Source organism: Acinetobacter terrae (genome assembly GCF_013004375.1).
Taxonomy (GTDB): domain Bacteria; phylum Pseudomonadota; class Gammaproteobacteria; order Pseudomonadales; family Moraxellaceae; genus Acinetobacter; species Acinetobacter terrae.
This window is the reverse complement of sequence record NZ_JABERI010000022.1, coordinates 1-26507: the sequence shown is the minus strand read 5'-3', so window position 1 is coordinate 26507 and position 26507 is coordinate 1. Positions and strand designations below refer to the sequence as shown.

The 26507-nt window shown below is 40.0% G+C and carries 30 protein-coding genes; 26 read left to right on the top strand and 4 right to left on the bottom strand.

The window, feature by feature from the left end; translation table 11 throughout:
- Positions 1 to 24 precede the first annotated feature (24 nt).
- From acnD to HLH14_RS09830, 16 genes are all read left to right on the top strand, one after another.
- Positions 25 to 2631 carry a Fe/S-dependent 2-methylisocitrate dehydratase AcnD gene (gene acnD / locus HLH14_RS09905; protein WP_067723632.1) on the top strand — a complete coding sequence of 869 codons (2607 nt, stop codon included), beginning with the start codon at positions 25 to 27 and terminating at the stop codon, positions 2629 to 2631.
- Between the two features lie 81 nt (positions 2632 to 2712).
- On the top strand, positions 2713 to 3228 hold the full coding sequence (locus tag HLH14_RS09900) for a hypothetical protein (RefSeq protein ID WP_067723631.1): 516 nt from the start codon (positions 2713 to 2715) through the stop codon (positions 3226 to 3228).
- A gap of 163 nt (positions 3229 to 3391) precedes the next feature.
- Positions 3392 to 4120 carry a hypothetical protein gene (locus tag HLH14_RS09895; protein WP_067723630.1) on the top strand — a complete coding sequence of 243 codons (729 nt, stop codon included), beginning with the start codon at positions 3392 to 3394 and terminating at the stop codon, positions 4118 to 4120.
- Between the two features lie 141 nt (positions 4121 to 4261).
- Complete coding sequence (locus HLH14_RS09890; protein WP_081406206.1) at positions 4262 to 4405, top strand: zinc ribbon-containing protein; 144 nt, start codon at positions 4262 to 4264, stop codon at positions 4403 to 4405.
- Positions 4406 to 4571: 166 nt separating this feature from the next.
- Positions 4572 to 4793 carry a hypothetical protein gene (locus HLH14_RS09885; protein WP_067723676.1) on the top strand — a complete coding sequence of 74 codons (222 nt, stop codon included), beginning with the start codon at positions 4572 to 4574 and terminating at the stop codon, positions 4791 to 4793.
- 125 nt (positions 4794 to 4918) lie between these two features.
- Positions 4919 to 5185 (top strand): hypothetical protein, encoded by a 267-nt coding sequence (locus tag HLH14_RS09880; protein ID WP_067723629.1) that lies wholly within the window; start codon positions 4919 to 4921, stop codon positions 5183 to 5185.
- Between the two features lie 636 nt (positions 5186 to 5821).
- Positions 5822 to 6070 (top strand): DUF6868 family protein, encoded by a 249-nt coding sequence (locus HLH14_RS09875; protein WP_067723628.1) that lies wholly within the window; start codon positions 5822 to 5824, stop codon positions 6068 to 6070.
- 144 nt (positions 6071 to 6214) lie between these two features.
- Complete coding sequence (locus HLH14_RS09870; RefSeq protein ID WP_067723627.1) at positions 6215 to 6928, top strand: SIMPL domain-containing protein; 714 nt, start codon at positions 6215 to 6217, stop codon at positions 6926 to 6928.
- Between the two features lie 80 nt (positions 6929 to 7008).
- Positions 7009 to 7674, top strand: coding sequence for an RluA family pseudouridine synthase (locus tag HLH14_RS09865; protein WP_067723626.1), 666 nt, complete (start codon positions 7009 to 7011; stop codon positions 7672 to 7674).
- Between the two features lie 262 nt (positions 7675 to 7936).
- Entirely contained in the window at positions 7937 to 8899 is a 963-nt protein-coding gene (locus HLH14_RS09860; protein ID WP_067723625.1) for a DUF4041 domain-containing protein, read from the top strand.
- A gap of 150 nt (positions 8900 to 9049) precedes the next feature.
- Positions 9050 to 9430: a ribonuclease E inhibitor RraB gene (locus HLH14_RS09855; protein ID WP_067723624.1), complete on the top strand. Its 381-nt coding sequence runs from the start codon at positions 9050 to 9052 to the stop codon at positions 9428 to 9430.
- Positions 9431 to 10010: 580 nt separating this feature from the next.
- Positions 10011 to 10457 carry an SRPBCC family protein gene (locus tag HLH14_RS09850; RefSeq protein ID WP_067723623.1) on the top strand — a complete coding sequence of 149 codons (447 nt, stop codon included), beginning with the start codon at positions 10011 to 10013 and terminating at the stop codon, positions 10455 to 10457.
- Positions 10458 to 10468: 11 nt separating this feature from the next.
- Positions 10469 to 10816 (top strand): DUF488 domain-containing protein, encoded by a 348-nt coding sequence (locus HLH14_RS09845; protein WP_067723622.1) that lies wholly within the window; start codon positions 10469 to 10471, stop codon positions 10814 to 10816.
- Positions 10817 to 10911: 95 nt separating this feature from the next.
- On the top strand, positions 10912 to 11253 hold the full coding sequence (locus tag HLH14_RS09840; protein WP_067723621.1) for a zinc ribbon domain-containing protein YjdM: 342 nt from the start codon (positions 10912 to 10914) through the stop codon (positions 11251 to 11253).
- Between the two features lie 248 nt (positions 11254 to 11501).
- A complete protein-coding gene (locus HLH14_RS09835; RefSeq protein ID WP_067723620.1) occupies positions 11502 to 11861 on the top strand; it encodes a 5-carboxymethyl-2-hydroxymuconate Delta-isomerase in 360 nt (119 codons plus the stop codon).
- Between the two features lie 255 nt (positions 11862 to 12116).
- Complete coding sequence (locus HLH14_RS09830) at positions 12117 to 12452, top strand: YegP family protein (protein WP_067723619.1); 336 nt, start codon at positions 12117 to 12119, stop codon at positions 12450 to 12452.
- 156 nt (positions 12453 to 12608) lie between these two features.
- On the opposite strand, the gene HLH14_RS09825 is transcribed toward HLH14_RS09830, so the two are convergent.
- Positions 12609 to 13376, bottom strand: a complete 768-nt coding sequence (locus tag HLH14_RS09825) for a hydroxymethylpyrimidine/phosphomethylpyrimidine kinase (RefSeq protein ID WP_067723618.1) — start codon at positions 13374 to 13376, stop codon at positions 12609 to 12611.
- Positions 13377 to 13477: 101 nt separating this feature from the next.
- Here HLH14_RS09825 and HLH14_RS09820 point away from each other — a divergent pair, with 101 nt between their 5' ends.
- Positions 13478 to 14125, top strand: coding sequence for an HAD-IA family hydrolase (locus HLH14_RS09820; protein ID WP_067723617.1), 648 nt, complete (start codon positions 13478 to 13480; stop codon positions 14123 to 14125).
- 95 nt (positions 14126 to 14220) lie between these two features.
- On the opposite strand, the gene HLH14_RS09815 is transcribed toward HLH14_RS09820, so the two are convergent.
- Positions 14221 to 14685: an Lrp/AsnC ligand binding domain-containing protein gene (locus HLH14_RS09815; protein ID WP_067723616.1), complete on the bottom strand. Its 465-nt coding sequence runs from the start codon at positions 14683 to 14685 to the stop codon at positions 14221 to 14223.
- Positions 14686 to 14824: 139 nt separating this feature from the next.
- On the opposite strand from HLH14_RS09815, the gene HLH14_RS09810 reads away from it, so the two are divergent.
- From HLH14_RS09810 to HLH14_RS09795, 4 genes are all read left to right on the top strand, one after another.
- Complete coding sequence (locus tag HLH14_RS09810; RefSeq protein WP_067723615.1) at positions 14825 to 16084, top strand: D-amino acid dehydrogenase; 1260 nt, start codon at positions 14825 to 14827, stop codon at positions 16082 to 16084.
- A 32-nt stretch (positions 16085 to 16116) separates the two neighbouring features.
- Positions 16117 to 17220, top strand: a complete 1104-nt coding sequence (alr, locus tag HLH14_RS09805; RefSeq protein ID WP_067723614.1) for an alanine racemase — start codon at positions 16117 to 16119, stop codon at positions 17218 to 17220.
- 59 nt (positions 17221 to 17279) lie between these two features.
- On the top strand, positions 17280 to 17639 hold the full coding sequence (locus HLH14_RS09800) for a RidA family protein (protein WP_067723613.1): 360 nt from the start codon (positions 17280 to 17282) through the stop codon (positions 17637 to 17639).
- A gap of 165 nt (positions 17640 to 17804) precedes the next feature.
- Complete coding sequence (locus tag HLH14_RS09795; RefSeq protein WP_067723612.1) at positions 17805 to 19238, top strand: amino acid permease; 1434 nt, start codon at positions 17805 to 17807, stop codon at positions 19236 to 19238.
- Positions 19239 to 19383: 145 nt separating this feature from the next.
- Here the strand turns inward: HLH14_RS09795 and hemJ are convergent, their stop codons facing one another.
- Complete coding sequence (hemJ, locus tag HLH14_RS09790) at positions 19384 to 19836, bottom strand: protoporphyrinogen oxidase HemJ (protein WP_067723611.1); 453 nt, start codon at positions 19834 to 19836, stop codon at positions 19384 to 19386.
- A gap of 23 nt (positions 19837 to 19859) precedes the next feature.
- Positions 19860 to 21089 carry a beta-ketoacyl synthase N-terminal-like domain-containing protein gene (locus HLH14_RS09785; protein ID WP_067723610.1) on the bottom strand — a complete coding sequence of 410 codons (1230 nt, stop codon included), beginning with the start codon at positions 21087 to 21089 and terminating at the stop codon, positions 19860 to 19862.
- Positions 21090 to 21368: 279 nt separating this feature from the next.
- On the opposite strand from HLH14_RS09785, the gene HLH14_RS09780 reads away from it, so the two are divergent.
- The 5 genes from HLH14_RS09780 to HLH14_RS09760 all read left to right on the top strand — a co-directional run.
- The gene (locus tag HLH14_RS09780) at positions 21369 to 22805 is read left to right on the top strand and encodes an EcsC family protein (protein WP_067723609.1); all 1437 of its coding nucleotides are present in this window, start codon (positions 21369 to 21371) and stop codon (positions 22803 to 22805) included.
- 168 nt (positions 22806 to 22973) lie between these two features.
- Entirely contained in the window at positions 22974 to 23348 is a 375-nt protein-coding gene (rpsL, locus tag HLH14_RS09775; protein ID WP_004648013.1) for a 30S ribosomal protein S12, read from the top strand.
- A gap of 177 nt (positions 23349 to 23525) precedes the next feature.
- Positions 23526 to 23996, top strand: coding sequence for a 30S ribosomal protein S7 (gene rpsG, locus HLH14_RS09770; protein ID WP_004648014.1), 471 nt, complete (start codon positions 23526 to 23528; stop codon positions 23994 to 23996).
- Positions 23997 to 24122: 126 nt separating this feature from the next.
- Positions 24123 to 26261 carry an elongation factor G gene (gene fusA, locus HLH14_RS09765; RefSeq protein ID WP_067723608.1) on the top strand — a complete coding sequence of 713 codons (2139 nt, stop codon included), beginning with the start codon at positions 24123 to 24125 and terminating at the stop codon, positions 26259 to 26261.
- A gap of 97 nt (positions 26262 to 26358) precedes the next feature.
- Positions 26359 to 26507: GTP-binding protein (locus tag HLH14_RS09760; RefSeq protein ID WP_235940460.1), on the top strand; the 149-nt coding region annotated here is incomplete at its 3' end.

The following is a 26507-nucleotide window of genomic DNA, read 5'->3' as shown; positions in this document are numbered from 1 at the left end:
AATGATTCAAGAGGCAGGTAAGCTATGAACAACAACTACCGTAAACCACTGCAAGGCACCCAGCTCGAATATTTTGATGTGCGCCAAGCCGTAGAAGATATTCAGCCAGGCGCATATGCCAAACTTCCTTATACCTCCAAAGTGCTTGCAGAACAGTTGGTACGCCGTTGTGACCCAGCCATTTTAGAGCAGTCATTAAAAGAACTTATTCAACGCAAACAAGATCACGATTTTCCTTGGTATCCGGCACGTGTGGTATGTCATGACATCTTGGGTCAAACCGCACTCGTAGACTTGGCGGGCTTACGTGATGCGATTGCTGACCAAGGCGGCGACCCGTCTAAAGTTAATCCGGTGGTGCCAACACAGCTGATTGTCGACCACTCATTGGCGGTGGAGTATGGCGGTTCCGATCCTGATGCGTTTGAGAAAAACCGCGCCATTGAAGACCGTCGTAATGAAGACCGTTTTCACTTCATTGAATGGACCAAAACCGCTTTTGAAAATGTCGATGTAATTCCTGCGGGCAATGGCATCATGCACCAGATCAATCTGGAGAAAATGTCTCCGGTGATTCAAAACCGAGATGGCGTGGCTTATCCAGACACTTGCGTAGGAACGGATTCGCATACGCCACATACCGATGCTTTAGGCGTAATTTCAATTGGTGTGGGTGGTCTGGAAGCTGAAAATGTAATGTTGGGCCGTGCATCGTGGATGCGTCTTCCAGATATCATTGGTGTAGAGCTGGTAGGTCAGCGTCAGGCGGGCATTACTGCAACCGATATTGTATTAGCCTTAACTGAATTCTTGCGTAAAGAACGTGTGGTTGGTGCGTATCTTGAATTCTTCGGTGAAGGTGCAGACAGCATGTCAGTGGGTGATCGTGCAACGATTTCTAACATGACGCCTGAATATGGCGCAACGGCTGCGATGTTCTATATAGACCAGAATACCATTGATTATTTGACTTTAACCGGTCGTGAATCTGAGCAAGTGAAACTGGTTGAAGCTTATGCCAAAGAAATTGGTCTTTGGTCATCTGAGATGAAACAGGCGGAATATCCGCGTGTATTACGTTTCGACTTATCGACTGTGACCCGTAATATTGCAGGTCCATCAAATCCGCATGCGCGTGTATCGACCAGCGACCTTAAAGAGAAAGGCATTGCCGGTGTGGTTGAACACCGTACCGATGGTTTAATGCCTGATGGTGCCATCATCATTGCTGCAATTACCTCTTGTACCAATACTTCAAACCCACGTAACACTGTTGCGGCAGGTTTACTTGCACGTAAGGCAAATGAACTGGGTTTAACCCGTAAGCCTTGGGTGAAATCATCTTTTGCACCGGGTTCTAAAACCGCAGCACTTTACCTTGAAGAAGCGGGTGTATTGCACGATTTAGAAAAGCTCGGCTTTGGGATCGTGGCCTATGCCTGTACCACCTGTAATGGGATGTCTGGCGCGCTTGATCCAAAAATTCAGCAAGAAATTATTGACCGTGACTTGTACGCGACTGCGGTGCTGTCAGGTAACCGTAACTTCGATGGTCGTATCCATCCTTATGCGAAACAGGCATTTTTGGCATCTCCGCCTTTAGTGGTTGCTTATGCAATTGCCGGTACCATTCGTTTTGACATCGAAAAAGATTCACTTGGCAATGATAAAGACGGTAATCCAATTTACTTGAAAGACATCTGGCCATCTGATGCAGAAATTGATGCTTTGGTACAAAAGTCAGTGAAGCCTGAACAGTTCCGTAAAGTTTACATTCCAATGTTTGATTTGGGCGAGCGAGAAAAATCCGTAAGTCCGCTGTATGACTGGCGTCCGCAAAGTACCTATATCCGCCGTCCGCCATATTGGGAAGGAGCGCTGGCTGCACCGCGTACTTTAAGCAATATGCGCCCGCTGGCAATTTTGGGTGACAACATTACCACCGACCATTTATCTCCATCGAATGCGATTGTGTTGGACAGTGCATCTGGTGAATATTTGGCGAAAATGGGCGTGCCTGAGGAAGACTTTAACTCTTACGCAACTCACCGTGGTGACCATTTGACTGCACAGCGTGCGACGTTGGCAAACCCGAAACTGTTTAATGAAATGGTACGTCGTTCAGATGGTACGGTGAAGCAAGGTTCGAAAGCGCGTGTAGAGCCGGAAGGCGAAGTGATGCGTATGTGGGAAGCGATTGAAACCTACATGAACCGTAAACAGCCTTTAATTGTGATTGCAGGTAAGGATTATGGTCAGGGTTCTAGCCGTGACTGGGCTGCGAAAGGTGTACGTCTTGCCGGTGTGGAAGCGATTGTAGCAGAAGGTTTTGAGCGTATTCACCGTACTAATCTGGTTGGTATGGGCGTGTTACCACTTGAGTTTAAACCGGGTACAGACCGTAAAACATTAAAGCTTGATGGTACTGAGCTATATAGCGTGATTGGTAATATTGCGCCACGTTCGACTTTAACTTTAGTGATTGAACGTGCTACAGATGATGGTAAGGAACAGATTATTGAAGTACCTGTGACTTGTCGTTTAGATACCGAAGAAGAAGTGCATGTGTACGAAGCGGGTGGGGTATTGCAACGTTTTGCACAGGACTTTTTGGAAGGGCAAGTAGCTTAATTATTTAGTTTGAAAGTTGTTGATATTGTGTGAAAAAGACCCTACTGTGAAGTGGGGTTTTTTAATTATTTTGAGTTAAACATGAATAATGCTATTACAAAAAAAGATCGAGAATTTATTCTTGAAGTGAGTGAAGAATTTTTTGCAAAGGAGGACATTGTTAGAAAATTAAATGATTTCTATGGGTTTCAAGTCAAAGGGTGGGAAATTTGGCTTCAGGTAGAATATTATTTGTTTTTAACAAATCATTCAAAAGTAAAAAAAGTAGATAGAGAAATTCGTTGTCCATTAGATGGTAGAAAAAGTAAAACAAAACGATCAGCAGTGCTGGATTTCATGATTCATCAAAAACAAAAAACTTCATCTATCCCATTAGAAATTAAACAGGATATTAGTCCTACTTCTTGTCTAAGACATATGGTAAATGATGTGAAAAAATTTGACAATATTAGGTATTCAGGACTAGATACCTCACGTTCTTTATGGTGTTTGGGCATACATTTAGGGCCAATTAATGAAGCAAAAATCGAAAATTGTGTATATGACGTAACCACCCAACGTATAGAGAATACGGAATACTTTTTTACTTTAATTTAAAAAATTGTATTAGCTGTAATATTTAAAATGTGGCATTTTGCACAGGACTTTTTAGAAGGTTTTGTTGCTTAAGAGTTTAAGCTAAAGTTATTGATATTGTTTGAAAAAGACCCTACTGTGAAGTGGGGTTTATTTTTTAGAAAGAGATATTTAGAGATAACTGATGAATTACGATGATGATATTAATGAGTTAACCATTAGTGACTTGGAGAAAAATGGTTTACAAGTATATAGAAACTATAAAAATAGCTTTTATGAGCATGAAATAAAATTATTTATTGAGGAGTGTGACAGCAAAAATTATGAAAATTTAGAAGATTTAAAGCAAGTTTTACACTTAATTGTTCAGGAAGATATAAAATATTTACCTATTATATTATGTTCATTTGCTGATGAATGCTTAGAGAAACTTCTTAAAAGAATTATACCAGAAGGAGTTCCAGGTGGTTCAAAGTCAATTTTAGATGGTTTTGGGAGTTTATCTAGTTTTTCAAATAGAATTCAAATAGCATATGTTTTCAATATTCTTAGCAAAGATATATTGCTTGAACTTAATAGTTTTAGAAAAATTAGGAATGATTTTGCTCATCAGTGGAATCTTGAGAAAAGCAAAATAAAGTTAAAAACTATTATTAATTCCAGATTTATTAAAGTAGAGAAACTCTTACTAGAAAGTGGAAAAATTAGTGACAGTTTAGATGAGGATGATCAATGGAAATGTCATTTATTATTCTTTGTTGGAAGGATTTATTATGAAACAGAGCTATATTACAGTTGTGTGCAAAAGGGGCTGAATCCAGATGCTGTTCTTTATAGTGGGAAGAATACTCCTAAACTATTTAAAGAGGTAACCGAATTGATTCACCAATTTATAGAAAAATATAAAAATTAATTCTAAATCAATATTTGATAATTTCTAAATTTTAGCAACTTCGCCCAAACGCCACCATCACCTGTCGAAATGGACAATAGACAATCATCACAGTAGGGTTATACTAAGTTCACCATTTCTATAAACACATGGAGAACAAAGATGGTTACTGCTGGCGAAAAACCCGGAATAGGTTTCTATTTTTGTATTCAATGCGGACATCGCGTTTACTTAGAAATTGGTACAGACCGTTTACCCCCGTGTACCAAATGCCTTGGCACTGAATTTAAAAATAACAATGCCTAAGCGACATTCATAAAACAGATATCCCTGTTTTAGACAAAAGCCCTATTACTCCATAGGGCTTTTTTGTTACTTAAGCATAGCCGTTTATCACTTGAGTTTTGATTTAAAGTTAATCAATTTGTCCCCATCTAAAATTCTAGATTTATTGTTTTTCGGGACTGCTTACTTGGAACATTATCTTGATCTCAATCACGACTCAGGTATTGCCAACTACGAGATTGGCAATGAGTTTATTCGGGTTCAATTCAAGAAAAAATCAAAAATTTATACTTATAGTTATGCCAGTGCTGGCTATCAACATGTCGAGAACATGAAACAACTGGCACAGTATGGTGATGGCTTAAATGCTTATATCAATCAAAATGTTCATCAACTTTATGTGAAATAGTAGAACTCAATTTCATGGCTTAAATATTGCTTGATAAATATGCCTGAGTGGCGAGCATCGATTCAAAGGGGCATGCTCGTAGCAAAGGGCAAGATATATTTAAAAAAAGCAGAAGGGAAATTAAAATGGAACAAGCCAGCGAAATAATGGAAATTGAAAAAACACCGAAATATGTGCATTTAATTGCAGGTTGGCCTTTTGTCTTGGTGCTCTTTGGAGGCTTGATTGGTGGTGGTTTGGGCGGACTAGCTTATATCATCAACTTAAAAATCTACAATTCCCAGCTCAGCAAAATCAATAAAATATTGGCCAATATCATGTGCGGTATGGTCGCCATCAGTGCATGGTGGTTTATTGCAGGTGCAGTGCAAAACACTTTTTTTAATTCTTAGTGGTCATTTTCGTGCATATGAGAACATTCAGATTCTTATGTGTGCTAATTGCTAAACATACAAAAATAAAGCCTAGGAGTCTGCAAATGGGATAATAGAAAAAATGCAAAGTGAAAAAGTAAAAATTATCTAAAAAGCTGAATAATCCGCAATAAAAAACGGTAATTTATGCTCTTGTGATTAAATATTCCGTAAATATTAATTTTTAAGAAAATAATTTCCAAAAAATATTTAAATTGGCTTTTCTTAGGGAAATAATCCCGACCGTACCTTGGTAAATTATATCTCAAGGGTGTGACGGGGATCGAAAAGAGTAGATTGCTACCAGTTGCGTATAACGTGAGTGTAGTACTTACCCAAAAGGTCTCGATTCGGCTTAGGACGCTATAGATCACGAGTTTATAGGCATAAGGTTATCGCTTACAAAGCTATAATTGTTGAAGTTAAACAATATGTTTTCCCTAACACCCTAAAAATTATCTACCGAATAAAAAACAATAAAAATATAAAAAAGAATTAAAAATCATAACTATAAGATGGATTTTAAACCGAAAATATAGATACAAATCAGCAACTCATTTCAGCATATCAAATCTGTTATTTTAGAAATCATAAGCTACCACGTAGAGAATCAATATGAATCTCGATTTTTGGTTTCGTTTTTTACTTTCCTTAGTATTGATCAATTACATCATTTTAATGATCTGGTTTTTGGCCATTATTTTTGCCCGTGACTGGATTAAACAAGTACACGGAAAATGGTTTAATTTGTCAGATGCGACCTTCGATGCGATTCATTATGGAGGGATGGCAGTCTATAAAATTGGTATTTTACTGTTTAATTTAGTCCCTTTAATTGCTTTATATTTTATGGATAAAAGTTAAAATTTAAAAACCATCTTAAAATCTTAAATACAAAGTAAAACGCGCTACTATTATAATAATTTAATCAATATTTTCATGCTGTTGCTTTACATATAAAAACTGAAAAAATTAAATTAAAGTCATACCTAAAAGGAATTTAGTCAGATGAATCAGCTTAAACCAGCACTTATTTTAGGTGTTTTTATTTGCTTGGGGATGGTTATTGCGGGATGGATTTTAGGCAGTAGCGCACTGAAAATTAAACAATATGAACGCATTGTTTCAGTCAAAGGTTTGTCTGAACGCGAAGTTAAAGCCGACATTGCGGTTTGGCCGATTCGCTTTAGTTCTGCCAGTCAAGACCTGGCTCAGTTGTACGACACCATGGAAATAAACACCCAGCAAATTCAGGCATTCTTAAAAGGTGAAGGTTTTACTGCCGAGGAAATTACCACAGCTTCACCGAGTATTACGGATAAATACGCCCAGCAATATGGGGGTAATGAAAATGTCGCATTACGCTATACCGCACATCAAACCATAACCGTATATACCCACAAAATAGACGCAGTACGTGCTGCACAAAGTCGCCTGGTGGCTTTGGGTAAAAAAGGCATTGCCTTTGGTGGCGATGACTCTGGACAAAAAACCGAATATTTATTTACCAAACTCAATGACATCAAACCTGCCATGATTGAGCAAGCCACCGAAAATGCACGCAGTGTTGCAGAAAAATTTGCTGCAGATTCTAAAAGCGGTTTAGGGAAAATTAAATCGGCAAATCAGGGCTTGTTTAGTATTGAAGATCGGGATAGTAATACACCGTATTTGAAAAAAGTACGTGTGGTTTCAACGGTCGATTATTATCTCGCAGATTAAAGTTATGGGGTACGCACATTGATTGACAGCCTAAACTGAGCTTGTTATTTTGCGCTCATTCTCCCAAATGCTGTACATCCATGCCTATCAACAACAACTTTGTTTATATGCCACCGCAAGAACCACTTTCTATTGTCTATGAAGATGAAGATCTGGTAGTGATAGAAAAGCCTGCGGGGTTGTTGTCAGTACCAGGACGTTTGCCTGAACACCATGACAGTGCATATTTACGTGTCTTGGAAAAATATCCTCACGCTAAAATCACCCATCGTTTAGATATGGCAACATCAGGCATACTCATGTTTGCCAAACACCGTGATGCAGAAGTGGCGGTGAGTAAAATGTTTCAGGCGCGAACGGTAAAGAAAAACTATATCGCTTTGCTACAAGGCAAGCTTGAAGGTGAGGGAAGTGTCGAAGTTCCACTGATGACCGATTGGGAAAATCGTCCGCGTCAAATGGTGCATTTTGAATTGGGCAAAGCTGCCAAAACCTTGTATCAAGCTTTGGACTATTTTGAAACGGTAGATATTACCCGTGTATTGCTCACGCCTATTACAGGACGTTCGCATCAACTCCGGGTGCATATGCAATATATCGGACATCCGATTACTGGCGATAAGTTGTATCACCCAGAACCCTATCAAAGTCCATTAAAACGTATGGCTTTACATGCAAGTTATTTGGCATTTAAGCAACCGTTAACGGGGGCGAATGTTGAAATTAAAGGCAATGTTCCTTTTTGATCTTACGACCCTGCATGATATGCACTGTATAGCTAATCTATGGATTATTGGTCAGAGTAAACAGTGTCATACGGACTGGAATCGTGGATAATTAATAAGCAAACTTAAAATATTTTAAATAATTAATAATTTGAAAAATATAGTTTTTTATATTTATTCAATAATTTTATGGGATACAAATAGAAATAATATCCCTTGTTTTGGTGATTGAAAATTGATTAAAAAATGACTAGTGTAGGGTGGGGTTTTTGGGATAATAATAATGATTTACCTATCAGTCATAACTATCATAACAATAATTATTTTAGCAGTATTGCTTTATCGTGCAATAAAACTGGTCAAAGAAAAACAGGTTAATCTGGAGTCTTTGCAAGCTAATCTGGATCGAACACGAACAAATTTGGCAGTACACGAACAAAAAAATGATGAGCTGCATCATGAATTAAACAGGTTTCGTGCAGAGGCGGGAACGTTAAGGAATAAGGTTGAAAAACTCAGCCAGTTTCAACATATTCTAAACATTGAGCAGTATGTAGCCGAACGACAAAATCAAGTTGAGAACTTTGTAGAAGCGACCAAAATTGAAGCAGAGTCGTTGCTACAGGGCATGAAAGCTTATATTGAGAAAGTGAGGCATTATCTGGACAGTTATGAAAAAAATAGTAAGCAGAAGCTGGAAATAGAAGCCAGAGAACAATTACATGGTTTCTATAATCAGGCCATGCAACAGCAAAATTTAACTGCCATTTCGCGAGCACTGGAACATAAAATTAATGGTTATGGCAGTGAGTATTTATTTCCTGCTCACACACTTTTAGATGAGTTGATCGACGGATATGACCATATAGATTCAGCACTTCATTTAGATGAAGTTCGTCGCAAAATAAAAAATGCTATTGATCATCATGGTGTTGGTGATTGTGATTATGTGGAAGAAAAGCGCCGTCTTTCAGCCATTGCTTTGGTGACCCATGTTTTTAACAGCAAAGCTGACTTATATTTATCACGCTTACGGCATGACAATTTGGGTGAACTCATTCAATCGCTTCAAGATGATTTTATTCTGATTAATCATTATGGTGCGGCATTTAGTTATGCACGCATTCATGAGTCATTTTTAAACTTGCGTTTAGAAGAGTTGAAGTTTGCAGCATTGGTTTTAGAGTTCAAAGAAAAACAACAAGAACAGCAAACTCAAATGCAAGTACACATGATGGAAGGGTAATGACGTGTATGGTTTTGAATGGATGAAATAAAAATATACTTTAATGAATGAGCAAGAGAATGGATCTTTTAAATCGCCAAACTGAAACAAACTTGAGCTAATCTGCGTACAATGATATAGATTTAAATGATTATGATAAGGAAACTCTCCATGACACGCGATTTTGAACAATTCCCAGATGACGAAAACGGTAACGTACTTTGGCAAATGGCTGAAGATGGTGACGATCTGACTGAAGCACATGAAATTGAATTTTCGATTGCTTTTCAAACCCAAGAGCAAGCTGAAAAATGTGCGCTTTATTTGCTGAAAGAAGAACAAAAAATCAGCCTGTTTGAAGATGAAGAAGCCGATACGCTAGAGTGGATTATCACTATTTATGTGTATATGGAACCTGACTATTCAGACATCGTCGACATTGAAGAATGGTTCACTAAAATTGCTGAACAACACGGCGGTGAATACGATGGCTGGGGTTGCATGGCGTATGTCTATGACGATGAAGACTTGGAAGATGAACTTCAAAGTTAATTCAAATCACTCAATAATAGTCTGAAAATAGTGTCTGGATTCAAGTAAAACTGAAGTCATACTTACTCTTGTTAAATGAGATACCAAGAAACCCTAACCGTGCAAACGGTTAGGGTTTTTTAATGCCCAAATATTTCACAAAGAATAAAAGATAATCGGCTTGAATTGAAAATGGTATGAGGAAAAGAAGGATTTTATTTACAGTAATTCTGTAGAATTTCAGCACATATGAGTAAAGATGATTTGGTTTTATTGAATCAGCTTGCAGAAGATTTAATTCAGACGCTGAGTAATGATAAAATGAAAATAAAAAAGTTAAATCAAATCAGTGTATTATAACAAGAAGCGTCTATTCATGATTGACTTGGTTGAAAAATGGCTTCGCTTAAATTTGTATATGGCAAAGATCATCAATTGGCTAAATACGGTCATGGGTATTATTTTTAACAAATAAATAGCATGTGAACCTCGCATGCTATTTTATGAAAAACATAATCAGACCCATACCAAAGCCATACATAGCCATAAATGAACAGCGATAGACTGAATAAATAAAACAACAAAAAGTGAGAAACAGGAAATGCCCAATACTGTCAAACTTCACCGTGTATTTAGCGCACCACCAGAACGGGTGTTTAAAGCCTTTATTGATCCAGATGCCTTGGTGAAATGGATGGCACCGCATGGTTTTACCGCTAAAGTTCATCATCTGGATGCGAAAGTCGGTGGCACCTATAAAATGTCCTTCAGCAATTTTTCTACAGGTACCAGCCAATCCTTTGGTGGAACCTATCATGAAATTATTCCAAACCAATTGTTACGTTATACCGACCAGTTTGATGATCCAAACTTACCGGGTCAAATTGAAGTCACTATTCAATTAAACCCTGTTTCTGTAGGAACCGAAGTTTATATCACCCAATCCGGTATTCCAGATGTGATACCAGTAGAAGCCTGTTATTTGGGATGGCAGGAATCATTGCAACTGCTCACTTTATTGGTTACTCCTGAAATACCGGATCAATAGAAGTGAATGTAATGCAGATTCAAATCAAACGTGCTTATGCCGAAGTTTTACCCTCAGATGGCAAACGGATTCTAGTCGATCGACTTTGGCCCAGAGGCATCAAAAAGGAAGATGCTAAAATTGATCTATGGCCCAAGGAAATTACGCCATCGACTGAACTTCGAAAATGGTACGCGCACGATCCCGAACATTGGGACGTCTTTCAACAATGCTATAGAGCGGAACTTGTTGAGCAAGCGAAGATGCTGCAGCAAATTAGAGCGATGGCTAAACAAGAACAAGTCACTTTAATTACCGCTGCAAAAAGTAAAGACTATAACCATGTGATTGTACTCAAACAGGTTTTAGAAGAAGGTTAAAATTAATCTTGCCTACTTTTATTCCATGAAATAAATAGGGTTTTAAGCAAGAGATTGACTTATAAAATGCTATAGTAGAGTTTTTGAGGTTTTTTATGTCTTTGCCAAATTGCCCCAAATGTAATTCAGAATATGCTTATGAAGATGGCGATTTACTGATTTGTCCAGAATGCTCTTATGAGTGGAAAGAGGGTGAAAGCAGCACCGAAGCAGCAACGATTATTAAAGACTCAAATGGCAATGTTCTTGCCGATGGCGACACGGTTACCCTGATTAAAGATTTGAAAATTAAAGGTTCTTCATCTGTGATTAAAGTGGGAACCAAAGCGAAAAACATTCGTTTATTACCTGACTCAAGTGATGGTCATGATCTTGATTGTAAAGTTGATGGGTTTGGTGCAATGAAATTAAAATCTGAATTTGTGAAAAAAGCTTAATTCACACAGATGGAAATTTAAAAGCTCTAGCTGAAATGCTAGGGCTTTTTTATGAGGCTAGAATTAATTTTTGAACCGTTATTTTTGTGGATAGATATTTTTGGATTCAGTTTTATTAAAAGGGTGCAGTCATTCTTATTATCTCTTTTATAAACAGCGGCACTGTTGATTAAACATTGATTCATTGGCCTTATGATTGAGCAAATGACATGTTATAACAACAGCAATCCTTTAAAGAATTTTTGGTTATGCCACACATCCATCTGGAATATTCAGACAATATTGAAAACCTGGAAACCAAACCTATCCTGCTTGCGTTGAACAAAGCCTTGGTAGAAGGTGCATATGTAGGCTCTGCGAATGAGGTGAAAAGTCGTACCATTTGCCAGCATGATTATGTCATTGGTTTTGGGGATGCTTCACAAGCTTATGTACATGCCAAAGTCTCTTTATTGAATGGACGCAGTGTGGAATTACAACAGGAAATTTCACAATTGTTATTAACTACACTCGAGCAGCACTTACCCAAACAAAGCCAAGTGAGCTTACAGATTTGTGTGGAAATTTTGGAAATGCAAAAAGCTACTTATTCTAAGAAAATTATCTAGATCTTAATAGCGATCAAGAGACTAGATCTCCCTTTACTCTCTTGATCTTTATTTTTTTATTTAATAAATTTAAGCCAAATTTACCTTTGTGGAACGCACTTTTATTTATTCCATCCAGATAGGGATGTTACTGATTACAAAACAGCCACATTAAAAAAATAAAAATTATTTATATTTTATAAAATAACAATATGTTTTCAAAACTAATAATTAAGATGTTTTTTATAAATTTAAAAATAATAAAGGGGTTTTTATATGGCAGGATGGTATGAAATCAGTCAAGCAAACGATGGGCAATATCGCTTTGTGTTAAAAGCTGGAAATGGGGAAGTGATTTTGGCCAGCGAATTATATAAGGCAAAAGCTTCTGCACAGGTTGGCATTGAATCGGTTCAGAGAAATAGCGTAGATGATAGCCGCTATGAGCGCTTAGAAGCGAAAAATGGTAAGCCTTATTTCAACTTAAAAGCGGCGAATTATCAGATTATTGGTCGCAGCCAATTCTATTCAAGTGAGCAATCACGTGAGAAAGGCATAGAGTCAGTTAAAAACAATGGATCGACGACCAAGATTAAAGAACTCATTGCTTAGCTTTAGATGATGGGCATGATAAGGCAGGTATTGATACATGCCTTATTTTTTGAGTAGCGCAATAAAATCCAGATTTTAGCGACTAAAATGAGTGCAAAAAAAACCTGATCTCAAACGACATAAAAGCAATTGGTGGTCAGGTTTATCAACATGTTTTTAGAAGCGCTTAGGAATTTTCTGACCATTGGGCACAGGGGTTTCCGCTTTTTTAAGCACTCCAAACAACCAGGTTTCGGCATGATTCACGGCTTGTTTTAAATCATCACCTTGTGCCAAACGACCTGCAATAAAACTGGCCAATGAGCAACCTGAACCATGGTATTCACCTTCAAGGCGTGGACATCTGGTTTCGGAAACCAGCTTGCCATTCATATATAAAGCATTGCGAATATAGTCCGGCGTATCTTCATGTCCACCTTTGACTAAAATGGCTTTAGCACCCATTTCAAAGAGTTTTGCAGTGGCCTGGTCGATATCTTCAATACCGGTTAATGCACGAAGCTCTACTGTATTAGGCGTAAGAACTGTGGCAAGTGGAATCAGCTCTACAAATGCTTTGACCAGCGTTTCTTGATTGCCCAGTGAACCCCCACTATTGGCAACCAGTACTGGATCGAGCACATATAGATATTCAGAATGTTCGCGTAAAAATTCTGCTAAAGCTGCAATATTATCTGTAGTGCCCAACATGCCTGATTTAACGCATTTAATCGGTAAATCACCCACCACTGCATTGGCCTGAGCCATCAATAATTCTTTCGATGTTGCCTCAAAACCAAACACCTGTTGCGAGTTTTGAATGGTGAGAGCGGTACAGGCAATTGCTGCATGTGCACCACTTTGACCAATCGCTTCAATATCTGCCTGCAAGCCAGCTCCACCCGATGGATCTAAACCAGAAAAGCAAAGTACAGTAGGGCGCACAATGATGTCCTTAAATCACTAAATTTACGTTAGTATAGGCAACTTTGAGCCAAGTCTCGATAGTATTTGTTAAGTAAAAATTTAAGTTGAAGGGTCAGTCTGTGATTAGAAATATTTTGATTGATTTAGATGGAACATTAACTGATCCAAAAGTGGGTATTACTACCAGTGCGCGTTATGGTTTAAATAAAATTGGCCATCCCATTGCCGATGATGTCAATATTGACTGGATTATTGGTCCACCATTGCAAGCTTCATTGGCGAAGATTTTAAATGTTGCAGTGGATGATGTTTTGGCTGAACAAGCATTGATGGGTTACCGTGAACGATTTGCTGTCACGGGTTTATATGAAAATCATGTATTTGATGATGTGGCTGAAACTTTAAAAACATTGCAGCAACAAGGCTATCGTTTATTTTTAGCCACCGCGAAGCCTGAAGTATATGCGCGACAAATTTTAGAGCATTTCGAACTATTACAATATTTCGTTCATCCTTATGGCAGCGAACTCAATGGCGAGCGTACCAATAAAGCTGAATTGATTGCTTATATCATTGAAAAAGAGCAGTTAGATCCAGCTGAATGCGTAATGGTCGGTGATCGTGAGCATGATATTTTCGGTGCGCGACATAACGGGATTGAAACCATTGCCGTGGAATATGGTTATGGTGCAGATGAAGAGTTAACTGCAGCAAAACCCAAAGCCAGAATCCAGAACTTTGCCGAGTTGCTGGATCATTTAAATTAGCTTGGACGCTAAAGTAAAACCTATTTTCAAATCCATAAAAAAGGATCTAGAGATCCTTTTTTAATTTCTGGAATTAAAATCAGGCATTAAATGAATCAACCAAGATCCAAGTAAAAAGTTTCTTTGACTTCTTCCATGACAATATAACTGTGTGAGGAAGCAGACGAAGGCAATTTTTTTAACAAGTCACCCAACAAGCGTCTATAAGCGCTCATTTCTTTAAGGCGTGCTTTGACCAGATAATCAAACTCGCCTGAAATGAGATGACATTCTAAGACTTCCGGAATTTCGACCAAGTCACGTGCCACTTGATCAAACACATCTCCCGATTTGGCAGACAATTTAATTTCTAAAAAAACCAGCAAATTTCGATCGACCAGTTCCGGGTTTAAGCGTGCGTAATAGCCCATGATAATGCCATCACGTTCCAAGCGTTTTACACGTTCTGAACAGGGCGTAGTCGATAAATTTACCCGAGCCGCCAATTCGCTAATGGCAATCCGTCCGTCTTTTTGCAAGATGTCTAAAATCTGATGATCGATACGGTCTAATTTACGCATCAGTTTTTCCCTTTTTTTAGATTTTTTTCACGATAAATCCATCGAATTACCTAGATTATAGCCAACAAAACAGTGAAATAAACTATTAAACCAAAAATATACTAGGTAAATAAACTAGATGTTGCTCGAGGGATTGAAAATGCGCGTAATTGTATTGGGTAGTGGTGTTATTGGTGTTGCAAGTGCGTATTACCTCGCGCAGCAAGGTGCCAGCGTGACTGTATTAGATCGCCAGGCAGGTCCAGCAGAAGAAACAAGTTTCGGTAATGCGGGTCAAATCTCTCCCGGCTATTCAACGCCATGGGCAGCACCAGGTATTCCCTTTAAAGCAGTGAAATGGATGTTTCAACATCATGCGCCGCTCGCAATCAATATGGATGGCAGCATGTGGCAATTACAGTGGATGGCGCAAATGCTGAAAAACTGTAATCCGCAAAGTTATGCCATTAACAAGGAACGCATGACCCGCGTAGCCGAATATAGCCGCGACTGCTTAAGAGATTTGCGTAAGGCCACCGGTATTCACTATGAAAACCGTTCTAAAGGCACCTTGCAAGTCTTTCGTAACGAAGCACAGCTTGAAGCGGTACAGCGTGATATTCAAGTCTTGAAAGAATGTGGCGTAGATTATGAATTGTTGCTTAAAGAAGACTTGGCTAAAGTTGAACCGGCCTTAGCTTTTGCCCAAGATAAATTGGTGGGTGGTTTACATTTGCCAAATGATGAAACAGGTGATTGTTACTTGTTCACCAATGCTCTAGCCAACTTGGCCAAAGATATGGGTGTTGATTTTAAATTTAATCAGAACGTTGAAAAACTTGTGCTTGAAGGCGATGAAATCAAAGGTGTACTGGTCAATGGTCAAGTGCTTACCGCAGATCGTTATGTGCTGGCTTTTGGCAGTTATTCACGTGATTTCTTAAAACCGCTGAATCTGGATTTACCAGTTTATCCGGTGAAGGGCTATTCCCTCACCATTCCAATTGTAGACCCGGCTTTTGCCCCGCAATCTACGGTACTTGATGAAACTTATAAAATTGCGATTACCCGTTTTGACGAGCGTATTCGTGTCGGCGGTATGGCGGAACTCAGTGGCTTCAATCATGGCTTGAATGAAAATCGCCGTGCGACCTTGCAAATGGTGACTCAGGATTTATTCCCGGGTGGCGATATGCAGCAAGCGACATTCTGGACCGGTTTACGTCCAATGACGCCGGACAGCACGCCAATTATTGGTGCGACCCGTTTCAGTAACCTGTTTTTAAATACCGGTCATGGCACCTTGGGTTGGACCATGGCGTGTGGTTCAGGCAAATTGATCAGTGATTTGGTACTCAATCATAAAACCGACATTAATACCGAAGGTTTATCGATTCAGCGTTATCCGAGCGCGGCTTAATTTACCCCAAACCCATATTCAAGGATGAATAGATGTCACGTCCCATTACCGCTGTGATTCATCAGGCGGCATTACGCAATAATTTAGCGGTTGCACGTCAGATGATGCCTGACAGCCAGATTTTTGCCGTGGTCAAAGCCAATGCCTATGGTCATGGCATCGAGCGTGTTTACGATGCTTTTCAGCAGGCAGATGGTTTTGCCTTACTTGATATTGCGGAAGCGAAGCGTATTCGCAGACTTGGTTGGCAGGGTCAAATTCTGCTTCTAGAAGGTATGTTTACCGCACAGGATTTGCATGATTGTGCTGAATTAGATCTCAGTTTTACCGTACATAGCCAGTACCAACTTGAGTGGCTACAGCAGTTTGAAGGTTCCGTACAGTTTGATGTGTTTCTGAAAATGAACAGTGGCATGAATCGCTTGGGTTTTAATCCTGATGCATATCAAGCGGCATGGCACAGCTTGAAGCAACTGGCGTGTGTGAAATCTGTAACGCATATGACACATTTTTCCGATGCTGATGGTGAACGCTTGGGTGAGCCCGGTATTTTCTATCAACAACATATCTTTGAACAAACCATTAAGGATTTACCGGGAAAATGCTCGATCAGTAATAGTGCCGCCATCTTGCGTTATCCCCAACAACTACATTCCGATTATATCCGTAGCGGCATTATGCTTTACGGTAGTTCCCCAGATTATCCAGTGCATAGCATTCAAGATTGGCAGCTTCAACCGACCATGTCGCTACGAAGCAAGATCATTGCAATACAAGATATCAAAGCCAGTGAAAGTGTTGGCTACGGTTCGCGTTTTATTGCCTTCGAACCCTTAAAGATTGGCATTGTCGCCTGTGGCTATGCCGATGGTTATCAGCGCATATCGAAAACCGGTACGCCTGTGCTGGTTAATTCAGTTCGAACCCAAACCTTGGGTCGGGTCAGCATGGATATGCTGGCCGTTGATCTGACCCATATTCCCGATGCTGAAATTGGCAGTGAAGTGGTGCTTTGGGGCACATCTTCAGCAGGTAAGGTTTTAGCCATCGATGATGTGGCAGTAAGCTCGGGAACGGTCGGCTATGAATTAATGTGTGCAGTCACGGCTCGTGTTCAATTTGAAATTGAACATTAGAATCTCAGCTTGATTTATTCAAGATCCAGTCATCAGTTATCCACAATAGGGAAATTAATATGTCACATTCAGATATCCAAAAGATCAACAGTACAGAAGTCATGAGCGCAGTCACGATTTTTAATCAAGTCGTGTATTTATCTGGGCAGGTACCGAAAACCACCGCACAAGATATTGAACTGCAAACTCAGGATATTCTTGCCACAATTGACAGCTTATTGGCGCAAGCAAATAGTGATAAGTCACGATTATTGTCAGCGCAGATTTATATAAAAAACCTTGAAGATTTTAAAACTGTGAATACGGTTTGGGTCGATTGGTTAAAAGGCTGCGTAGCGCCATCACGTGCCACCATTCAGGCGAATCTGGTAAATCCAGATTGGTTGATTGAAATTGCTGTGACCGCAGCACAAAAGTAATTTTTAGCTTTAACTTTTTAAAATTCATCTCCCGCAAATAGATAAGGAATAGTGCAACTGTCTTGATTAAAGCAGAAATTTATCAAGAGGCAGGATTGAGCGCAGCGGAAGCCTCCGCTCAATTCAGAATGCCGGATTTATACAGTGCTATAAGGATATTGAAATATGAAAACGAATCAATTGGATGATTCATCTTCTCCGCATGAATTACAAAGGAAACTCTCCAACCGTCATTTGCAGTTGATTGCTATTGGTGGTGCAATTGGTACAGGTTTGTTTATGGGTTCCGGGAAAACCATTTCCTTGGCCGGACCGTCTATCCTGATTATTTATATGATTATTGGTGGGATGTTTTTTTTCCTGATGCGTGCATTAGGTGAAATCTTGCTTTCCAATCTGCATTACAAATCCTTTATCGATATGGCGCATGATCTGATTGGCCCGGCTGCGGGTTATTATATCGGCTGGTCATATTGGCTGGGCTGGGTTTTGGTGGGCATTGCGGATTTAGCTGCCATTATCAATTATCTTGGTTTTTGGCTGCCGCCCGGAGAAGCTTTTACCCCTATGGGACAGGCCGCCATCAGTGCTGGTTGCGTGCTGTTGGTGTTAGGCATTAATCTGCTCACCGTGAAACTGTTTGGTGAAATTGAATTCTGGTTTGCACTGATTAAAATTTTAGCCATTTTGGGCTTGATTGGTATTGGCGGATATATGGTATTTATGCAGTTCCAGCCGCCGCAAGGTGCTGTAGCAAGCTTTAGTCATGTCTGGTCACATGGTGGCATGTTTCCGAAAGGAGCAACCGGGTTTTTGGCTGGATTCCAAATCGCGCTGTTTGCCTTTGTCGGGGTAGAGCTGATTGGAACCATGGCAGCTGAAACTAAAGACCCTGAAAAAAACTTGCCAAAAGCGATCAATGCGATTCCTACGCGAATTATTCTATTTTATGTTCTGTCCCTCTTTGTAGTGATGTCGGTTACACCGTGGAACCAGATTCCAGCGGATCAAAGTCCATTTGTGACTTTATTCCTGCATGCCGGAATTCCAACTTCCGCCATTATTATGAATCTGGTGGTTTTATCTTCGGTGATGTCATCCATGAACAGCGGGGTCTTCTCCACCAGTCGTATGCTGTTTGGTTTGGCCAAAGATGGTCAGGCACCACAAACATTAAGTCAGTTGTCCAAACGTGCAGTTCCGGCCAAAGGACTTATTTTTTCTTGCTGCTTTATTATGGCTGGCGCGGCATTGCAGTATTTTGTACCCAATACCATTGAAGCGTTTACCTTGGCTAGTTCATTATGCGTAATCCTGTTCATTAGTATCTGGAGCTTGATTATGGTCTGCTACATTCGCTACAGAAAACGTAGTCCTGAATTGCATGCCAAATCGACTTTCAAAATGCCGGGTGGGGTATGGATGTCGTATGTTATTTTAGCTTTCATGCTGTTTGCTTTAATTATTTTGAGTTTAGAACCGGATACTTTAAAAGCCCTGATGATTAGTCCGCTTTGGCTCGTGATTCTGGGTGTAACGTATCAAGTGCTATATAAACCACGGATGAAAAAGCGTATTCAGTCTTTAAAAATGCAGTAGTCATTAATTCCGGTAATTAAAAAGAGAGTGGAAGAAACCACTCTCTTTTTTTTATGAGGATTATTTTCCATGAGGATTGAAAATTTAGTCAGTAAAAAAACATAAAAAAAGCCTCCAATAGGAGGCTTTTTAAAATCAAGATAACTTAGAACTGCGGTTTAACCACCACTAAAATGACCACTGCAAATAAAATCAGCGTTGGCATTTCATTAAAGTAACGCCAAAATTTGTGTGATTTGTAATGTGCATCGACCATCAGTTTTTTACGGTAATAACCACAGACGAAATGGTAAATCACCAATAGCCCCACCAATCCAACTTTCAGGTAAAACCAAATAGCTTCATGGTAGTGTTGTGTTGCATCACCCCAATCCACTAAAAAGTGCGCCGTGATGAAGGTGGCAAGCATTGCTGGCCACATGATGCCGCGGTACAACTTGCGTTCCATAATCTGGAAACGCTGATGACTGGTGGCATCCTCACTCATCGCATGGTAAACATATAAACGTGGCAGATAGAACAAAGCAGCGAACCAACAAACCACAGCAATAATATGTAATGCTTTTACCCATAAAAAAGCATCAGTAGGAGCATCCATTAAGTCACCTTAAAATGGGCGGCTTAGCCTTCCCATTTTTTAAAGATGAGACAAGCATTTACGCCGCCGAAACCGAAACTGTTACTCATCACAGTATTCAGTTTTGCATCGCGTTTTTCAAGTACGATATCAAATGGTTTTGCGCCTTCATCCAGTTCAGTCACGTTGATATTTGGTGCAATAAAGTCATTTTGCATCATCAATACTGAATAAATTGCTTCTTGAACACCCGCTGCACCTAAGCTGTGACCGGTCATAGACTTGGTTGAACTCAGTGGAGGAACTTGACCTTCACCGAATGCACGTTCCATCGCTTTAAGTTCAGTCACGTCACCCGCAGGGGTAGATGTACCATGTGTATTCACATAGTCAATTTTATCTACACCGTGCTGTTTTGCTTCTTCTAAAGCCATAAGCACACAGCGTGTTGCACCTTCACCGCTTGGCGCAACCATGTCTGCACCATCACTGTTTGCAGCATAACCAACCACTTCAGCTAGGATGTTCGCGCCACGAGCTTGGGCATGTTCAAGTGACTCAAGCACCACGAAACCACCACCACCCGCAATCACAAAACCGTCACGGTCAGCAGAGTATGGGCGAGAAGCTGTTTCAGGCGTGTCATTGTATTTAGAGCACAGTGCGCCCATTGCATCAAACAACAAGCTTTGTGACCAGTGATCTTCTTCACCGCCACCGGCAAGCATTAAATCTTGTTTGCCCAATTGAATCAGGTTGTAAGCATAACCAATTGCATCTGCAGAAGTTGCACATGCGCTGGTAATGGTATGCGCTACACCTTGTAATTTGAATGCAACGCCAACGTTTGCGGTAATCGTGTTGGTCATGTTACGCGGAACAAAGAAAGGGCCAACTTTACGTGCCCCTTTGGTTTGCAACAATTCGTTCATTTCAATGACAGAAGCGGTTGAACCACCACCTGAACCACCCGTAATACCGTAACGTGGGTTGCCCGCTAAATCATCAGCCTGTAAACCCGCATGTTCGACTGCAGCAAGGGCTGAGTTGTATGCATACATCGCACAAACGCCCATAAAGCGTTTTAATTTACGGTCGATATTGTCAAAGTTTTGTTCTGCTGCTGCACTCACGTGGCTTTTAAAGTTGAGTTCAGCATAAGTCGGGTTAAAACGTGTTCCAGAAATACCGTTTTGCAAAGAATTTGTTACTTCTTCTAAAGAATTACCAATACATGAGTTAATGCCCATGCCAGTGATTACAACACGTTTCATCTACAGATCCCTTATATGGTGGTGATTTGAGCAAATGCAGCTGAATGAATTGTTTGCCTTAAGCAAAACCCAGCGCCTTACTCATGTATTTCAATTACATTCATAATAGCAGAAAGATTTTTGAATTCTTATGGCAAATATTATGCCTATTTCCCTCTGTACGTATTTGTGAAAATTACCCGGTTTAATTAACTAAAAGATACACATTAATATTGAGATAAACTTAGACTATGCCTAGTATTTATCAATAATTGTAAGAATTGAAAATGAGGATAAAGAATGACTGATATCAATAATAAACATTCGCATGGATTCTTCTCAAATGCCTTTGGAGTGGCTAAAAAGATCAGTGCAGCTGGAATGGGTGTGCTGAACCATGCCGCTCCGAATGCTGTGACTAAGGCCATGCAGCCATCAAGAAATGGTAAGGTGATGGATGGGAGTGCTCGTCAATCAAATACTTTTGAAGCCCAAAAATATGAAAATCCTCAACAAATGCTGCGCGAGTATTTACCCGGTGTCTCGAAACAATTACTCGGTCGTCAGTATGGTAAAGTGACTCGGGTCGCCAATTTTGTTTCTCCACAATTTTCAGATAAATTATCGGATTATTTTTTTGAGCAGTTGAATCAATTTACCTCAAATCTAAGTTCAGTCGATGCCGTGCTTGATCAGGCTGGTGCAAAAGATTTACAAGAACTGACCCAAGACGTAGATCGGTCAAAGCGAATTAGTCAGGCCTTGGCAGAACAGAATAAATGGATTGCCTCTATACAGGGTGCTGTAACCGGGGCGACAGGCGTGGTGGGTTCAGCGATTGATGTACCGTTGTCTTTAATCATGTCTTTGCGCATGATTTATCAGGTTGGACGTGCGTATGGTTTTGAACTCAATAAAGAAACAGAACAAGATATTGTTCAGTTTGTGTTTAAACAGATTGATTTAGGCCAGATTGCGGAAAAACAGAGTGTATTGATGGCGCTAAAAGCATTATCCAGTATGTTAAAAACACAAGATATGACTCAGTTTCAACAAATGTTGGGTTCAAGTAACGATATTACAGCCCTAAAAAAATGGTTAAGTAATGAAAATGGTGAAATGAAATGGGATTGGTTGAATCATATTCCTAAAATTTCCATCATCAGTAAATTGACACCTGTTGCAGGAGCGGGCATTGGTGCAGTCTATAGTTGGAAACTGGTTGAAGACGTCAACCAGAAAGCGCAACAAATTTTTTCCCACGCCCGAAGTTACTTGCAACAACATCAAGGGGTAGAGATATCCCCGATTGCAGCTTATGAAAAATCTTTGGCATTATTGGCTCAGGCAACTCCAAAATTATTAGAACATTTATCTAAAGTGGATGCGAAGCCGAGTGAAATTAAATTGGATCAGGATATTCAAGTGACTGATAATAAAAATATTTCAAATGTCACAATCAAAAAGAAAACAGAAGTTCCCAAAGTGGATGAAAACAGAAAGGATGAACGAGTTGAACAGGGCTTGGAATATTTAGCTGAGCATATGGTTGAATCACATGAACAAGTGGAACCACAAAAACCAGCAATCACTCCGGATGAATCTGAGTTGGATGAATATACGCAGGCAGAACAGGCAGTGAATGAACAAATTCTTGCTCAACCTTCTGCTACGGAATCCCAATCAAATCAGGAATCTGCACCTATAAATAAAAAAGTTACAAAAAAGAAATCTTAAAAGTCAAACCGAAGCCTAGTAAATGGTTTCAAACGCCCTAAATATAAGGAAATGGTTAATATTTGATATGGTCTCGAATATTGACCATTTTTCTATCTTCGCTTACAATTGTCTGCCCTCGAAAAGTAGTATTTTTTTGAGGCTTTTTATTAACGGGAGAATTGCCAAATGGCAACAACAAATCAGTTGATCCGTAAGGGTCGTACTACTTTGATTGAAAAATCAAAAGTTCCTGCGTTGAAGGCTTGTCCACAACGTCGTGGTGTTTGTACACGTGTTTACACTACTACACCTAAAAAACCTAACTCAGCAATGCGTAAAGTTTGCCGTGTTCGCTTAACTTCTGGTTTTGAAGTATCAAGCTATATCGGTGGTGAAGGCCATAACCTACAAGAGCACAGTGTTGTTCTTATCCGTGGTGGTCGTGTTAAAGACTTACCAGGTGTACGTTACCATACCGTTCGTGGTTCATTAGACTGCGCTGGTGTTAAAGATCGTAACCAGTCACGTTCTAAATACGGTACTAAACGTCCTAAAAAATAATCTTTCGAGATTAGCTTCTTAAGAACGTAGAACCGCAATCCTTTATCGTCTCGCTTGTCTGATTTCTGCATTTAATTTTGTGAAATTCAAGCGACGTGTAGTAAGGCCAGCGAACAGTACATGACACTTTGTACTCATGCTGGATAAACCTGAAGTGTCATATTTATAGGTGTTAAAATGCCAAGACGTCGCGTAGTTGCTGCCCGTGAAATCCTTCCGGATCCTAAGTTCGGCAGCCAAACAATCGCTAAATTCATGAACCACGTAATGCAAGATGGTAAAAAATCTATTGCTGAAAGTATCGTTTACGGTGCTTTAGACCGCGTTCAAGAAAAATCTAAAGTAGACCCAGTTGAATTTTTCGAGACTACTCTTGAAAAAGTTCGTCCTATGGTCGAAGTAAAAGCACGCCGTGTTGGTGGTGCTACTTATCAAGTGCCTATGGAAGTACGCCCATCCCGTCGTACTGCCTTAGCTATGCGCTGGTTAGTAGATGCTGCTGCTAAGCGTTCTGAAAAAACTATGGCTTTACGTCTTGCTGGTGAGTTGCTTGATGCAGCTGAAGGTAAAGGTTCAGCGATTAAGAAACGTGAAGATGTGCATCGTATGGCTGAAGCCAACAAAGCATTCTCTCACTACCGTTTCTAATAGGTTTAAAGACCTTAATCAGGGTGAGGATAGATCAGTCTTACTGAGCTGTTGTCAAAACGCTTTAAGTTGCTAGCAACTTAAAGCGTCCTGTTTTAAACAACAAATTTAGGAATGCAAGAAATCATGGCTCGTCAAACCCCAATTTCTCGTTACCGTAACATTGGTATTTCTGCTCATATTGATGCTGGTAAAACCACTACTTCAGAACGTATTTTGTTCTACACAGGTGTATCTCACAAAATTGGTGAAGTACATGATGGTGCAGCAACAATGGACTGGATGGAACAAGAGCAAGAACGTGGTATTACAATCACTTCAGCTGCTACAACTTGTTTCTGGTCTGGTATGGCTAAGCAATACCCAGAACACCGTATCAACGTAATTGATACCCCGGGACACGTTGACTTCACAATCGAAGTTGAGCGTTCTATGCGTGTTCTTGACGGTGCATGTATGGTTTACTGTGCTGTAGGTGGTGTACAACCTCAGTCAGAAACTGTATGGCGTCAAGCAAACAAATATAAAGTGCCTCGTTTAGCATTCGTGAACAAGATGGACCGTACTGGTGCAAACTTCTTCCGTGTTGTTGAACAAATGAAAACACGTCTTGGTGCACACCCTGTACCAGTTGTAATCCCTGTTGGCGCTGAAGAAAACTTCACCGGCGTTATCGACTTGATCGAAATGAAACAGATCATTTGGGATGAAGCTTCTCAAGGTATGCAGTTCGAATACGGTGAAATCCCGGCTGAACTTCAAGAACTTGCTGAAGAATGGCGTACAAACATGGTTGAAGCTGCGGCTGAAGCATCTGAAGAATTGATGGATGAATACCTAAACAATGGCGACTTGTCGAAAGAACAAATCGTTGCTGGTATTCGTGCTCAAACTTTGGCTTGTGAAATCCAACCAATGCTTTGTGGTACAGCATTCAAAAACAAAGGTGTTCAACGTATGTTGGATGCTGTTATTGATTTCTTACCATCACCTACTGAAGTTAAGCCTATCGAAGGTATTCTTGACGACAAAGCTGAAACTAAAGCTATTCGTGAAGCATCTGACGAAGCTCCGTTCTCTGCACTTGCATTCAAAATCATGAATGACAAGTTCGTAGGTAACTTGACTTTCGTACGTGTTTATTCTGGTGTGCTTAAACAAGGCGACCCAGTATACAACCCAGTTAAATCTAAACGTGAACGTATTGGTCGTATCGTGCAAATGCACGCGAACGAACGTCAAGACGTTGAAGAAATCCGCGCTGGTGATATCGCTGCATGTGTAGGTCTTAAAGACGTTACCACTGGTGATACACTTTGTGATGAGAAACACGTCATTACACTTGAGCGTATGGAATTCCCTGAGCCAGTAATTTCTTTAGCTGTAGAGCCTAAGACAAAAGCTGACCAAGAGAAAATGTCTATCGCACTTGGTCGTTTGGCTAAAGAAGATCCATCGTTCCGTGTTCGCACAGACGAAGAATCTGGTCAAACGATTATTGCTGGTATGGGTGAGCTTCACCTTGACATTCTTGTTGACCGTATGAAACGTGAATTTAACGTTGAAGCGAACATTGGTAAACCAATGGTTGCTTACCGCGAAACAATCAAAAAGACTGTTGAGCAAGAAGGTAAATTCGTACGTCAAACAGGTGGTAAAGGTAAATTCGGTCATGTATATGTTCGTTTAGAACCTATGAATGTCGAAGAAGCTGGTAAAGAATACGTGTTCGCTGAAGAAGTTGTCGGTGGTACTGTACCTAAAGAATTCTTTGGCGCGGTTGACAAAGGTATTCAAGAACGTATGAAAAATGGTGTATTGGCTGGTTACCCTGTTGTGGGTATCAAAGCGACATTATTTGATGGTTCTTACCATGATGTCGATTCTGACGAATTATCGTTCAAAATGGCAGGTTCTTACGCGTTCCGTGATGGTTTCATGAAAGCGGATCCTATCCTTCTTGAACCGATCATGAAAGTTGAAGTAGAAACTCCAGAAGACTACATGGGCGACATCATGGGTGACTTAAACCGTCGTCGTGGTATGGTTCAAGGTATGGAAGATTTACCTGGTGGTACTAAAGCAATTAAAGCTGAAGTTCCATTGGCTGAGATGTTTGGTTACGCAACTTCTATGCGTTCTATGTCTCAAGGTCGTGCGACTTATTCTATGGAATTTGCTAAATATGCTGAAACTCCACGTAACGTGGCTGAAGGCATCATTACTAAGTTCCAGTCTGGCGGTAAAAAAGGTGACGACGAGTAATCTTTCGATTACTATAAGCCCCAAACTAATTCATAGTTAAAAACCAAAATCGCTTATGGAGTTTTCCCTCCATAAGCAGTTTAAAAAGGAAGATCTCATGGCTAAGGCTAAGTTCGAACGTAATAAACCACACGTAAACGTGGGCACAATTGGTCACGTCGACCATGGTAAAACAACTTTAACTGCTGCAATTGCAACAATTTGTGCAAAAAATTACGGCGGTGAAGCTAAAGATTACGCAGCAAT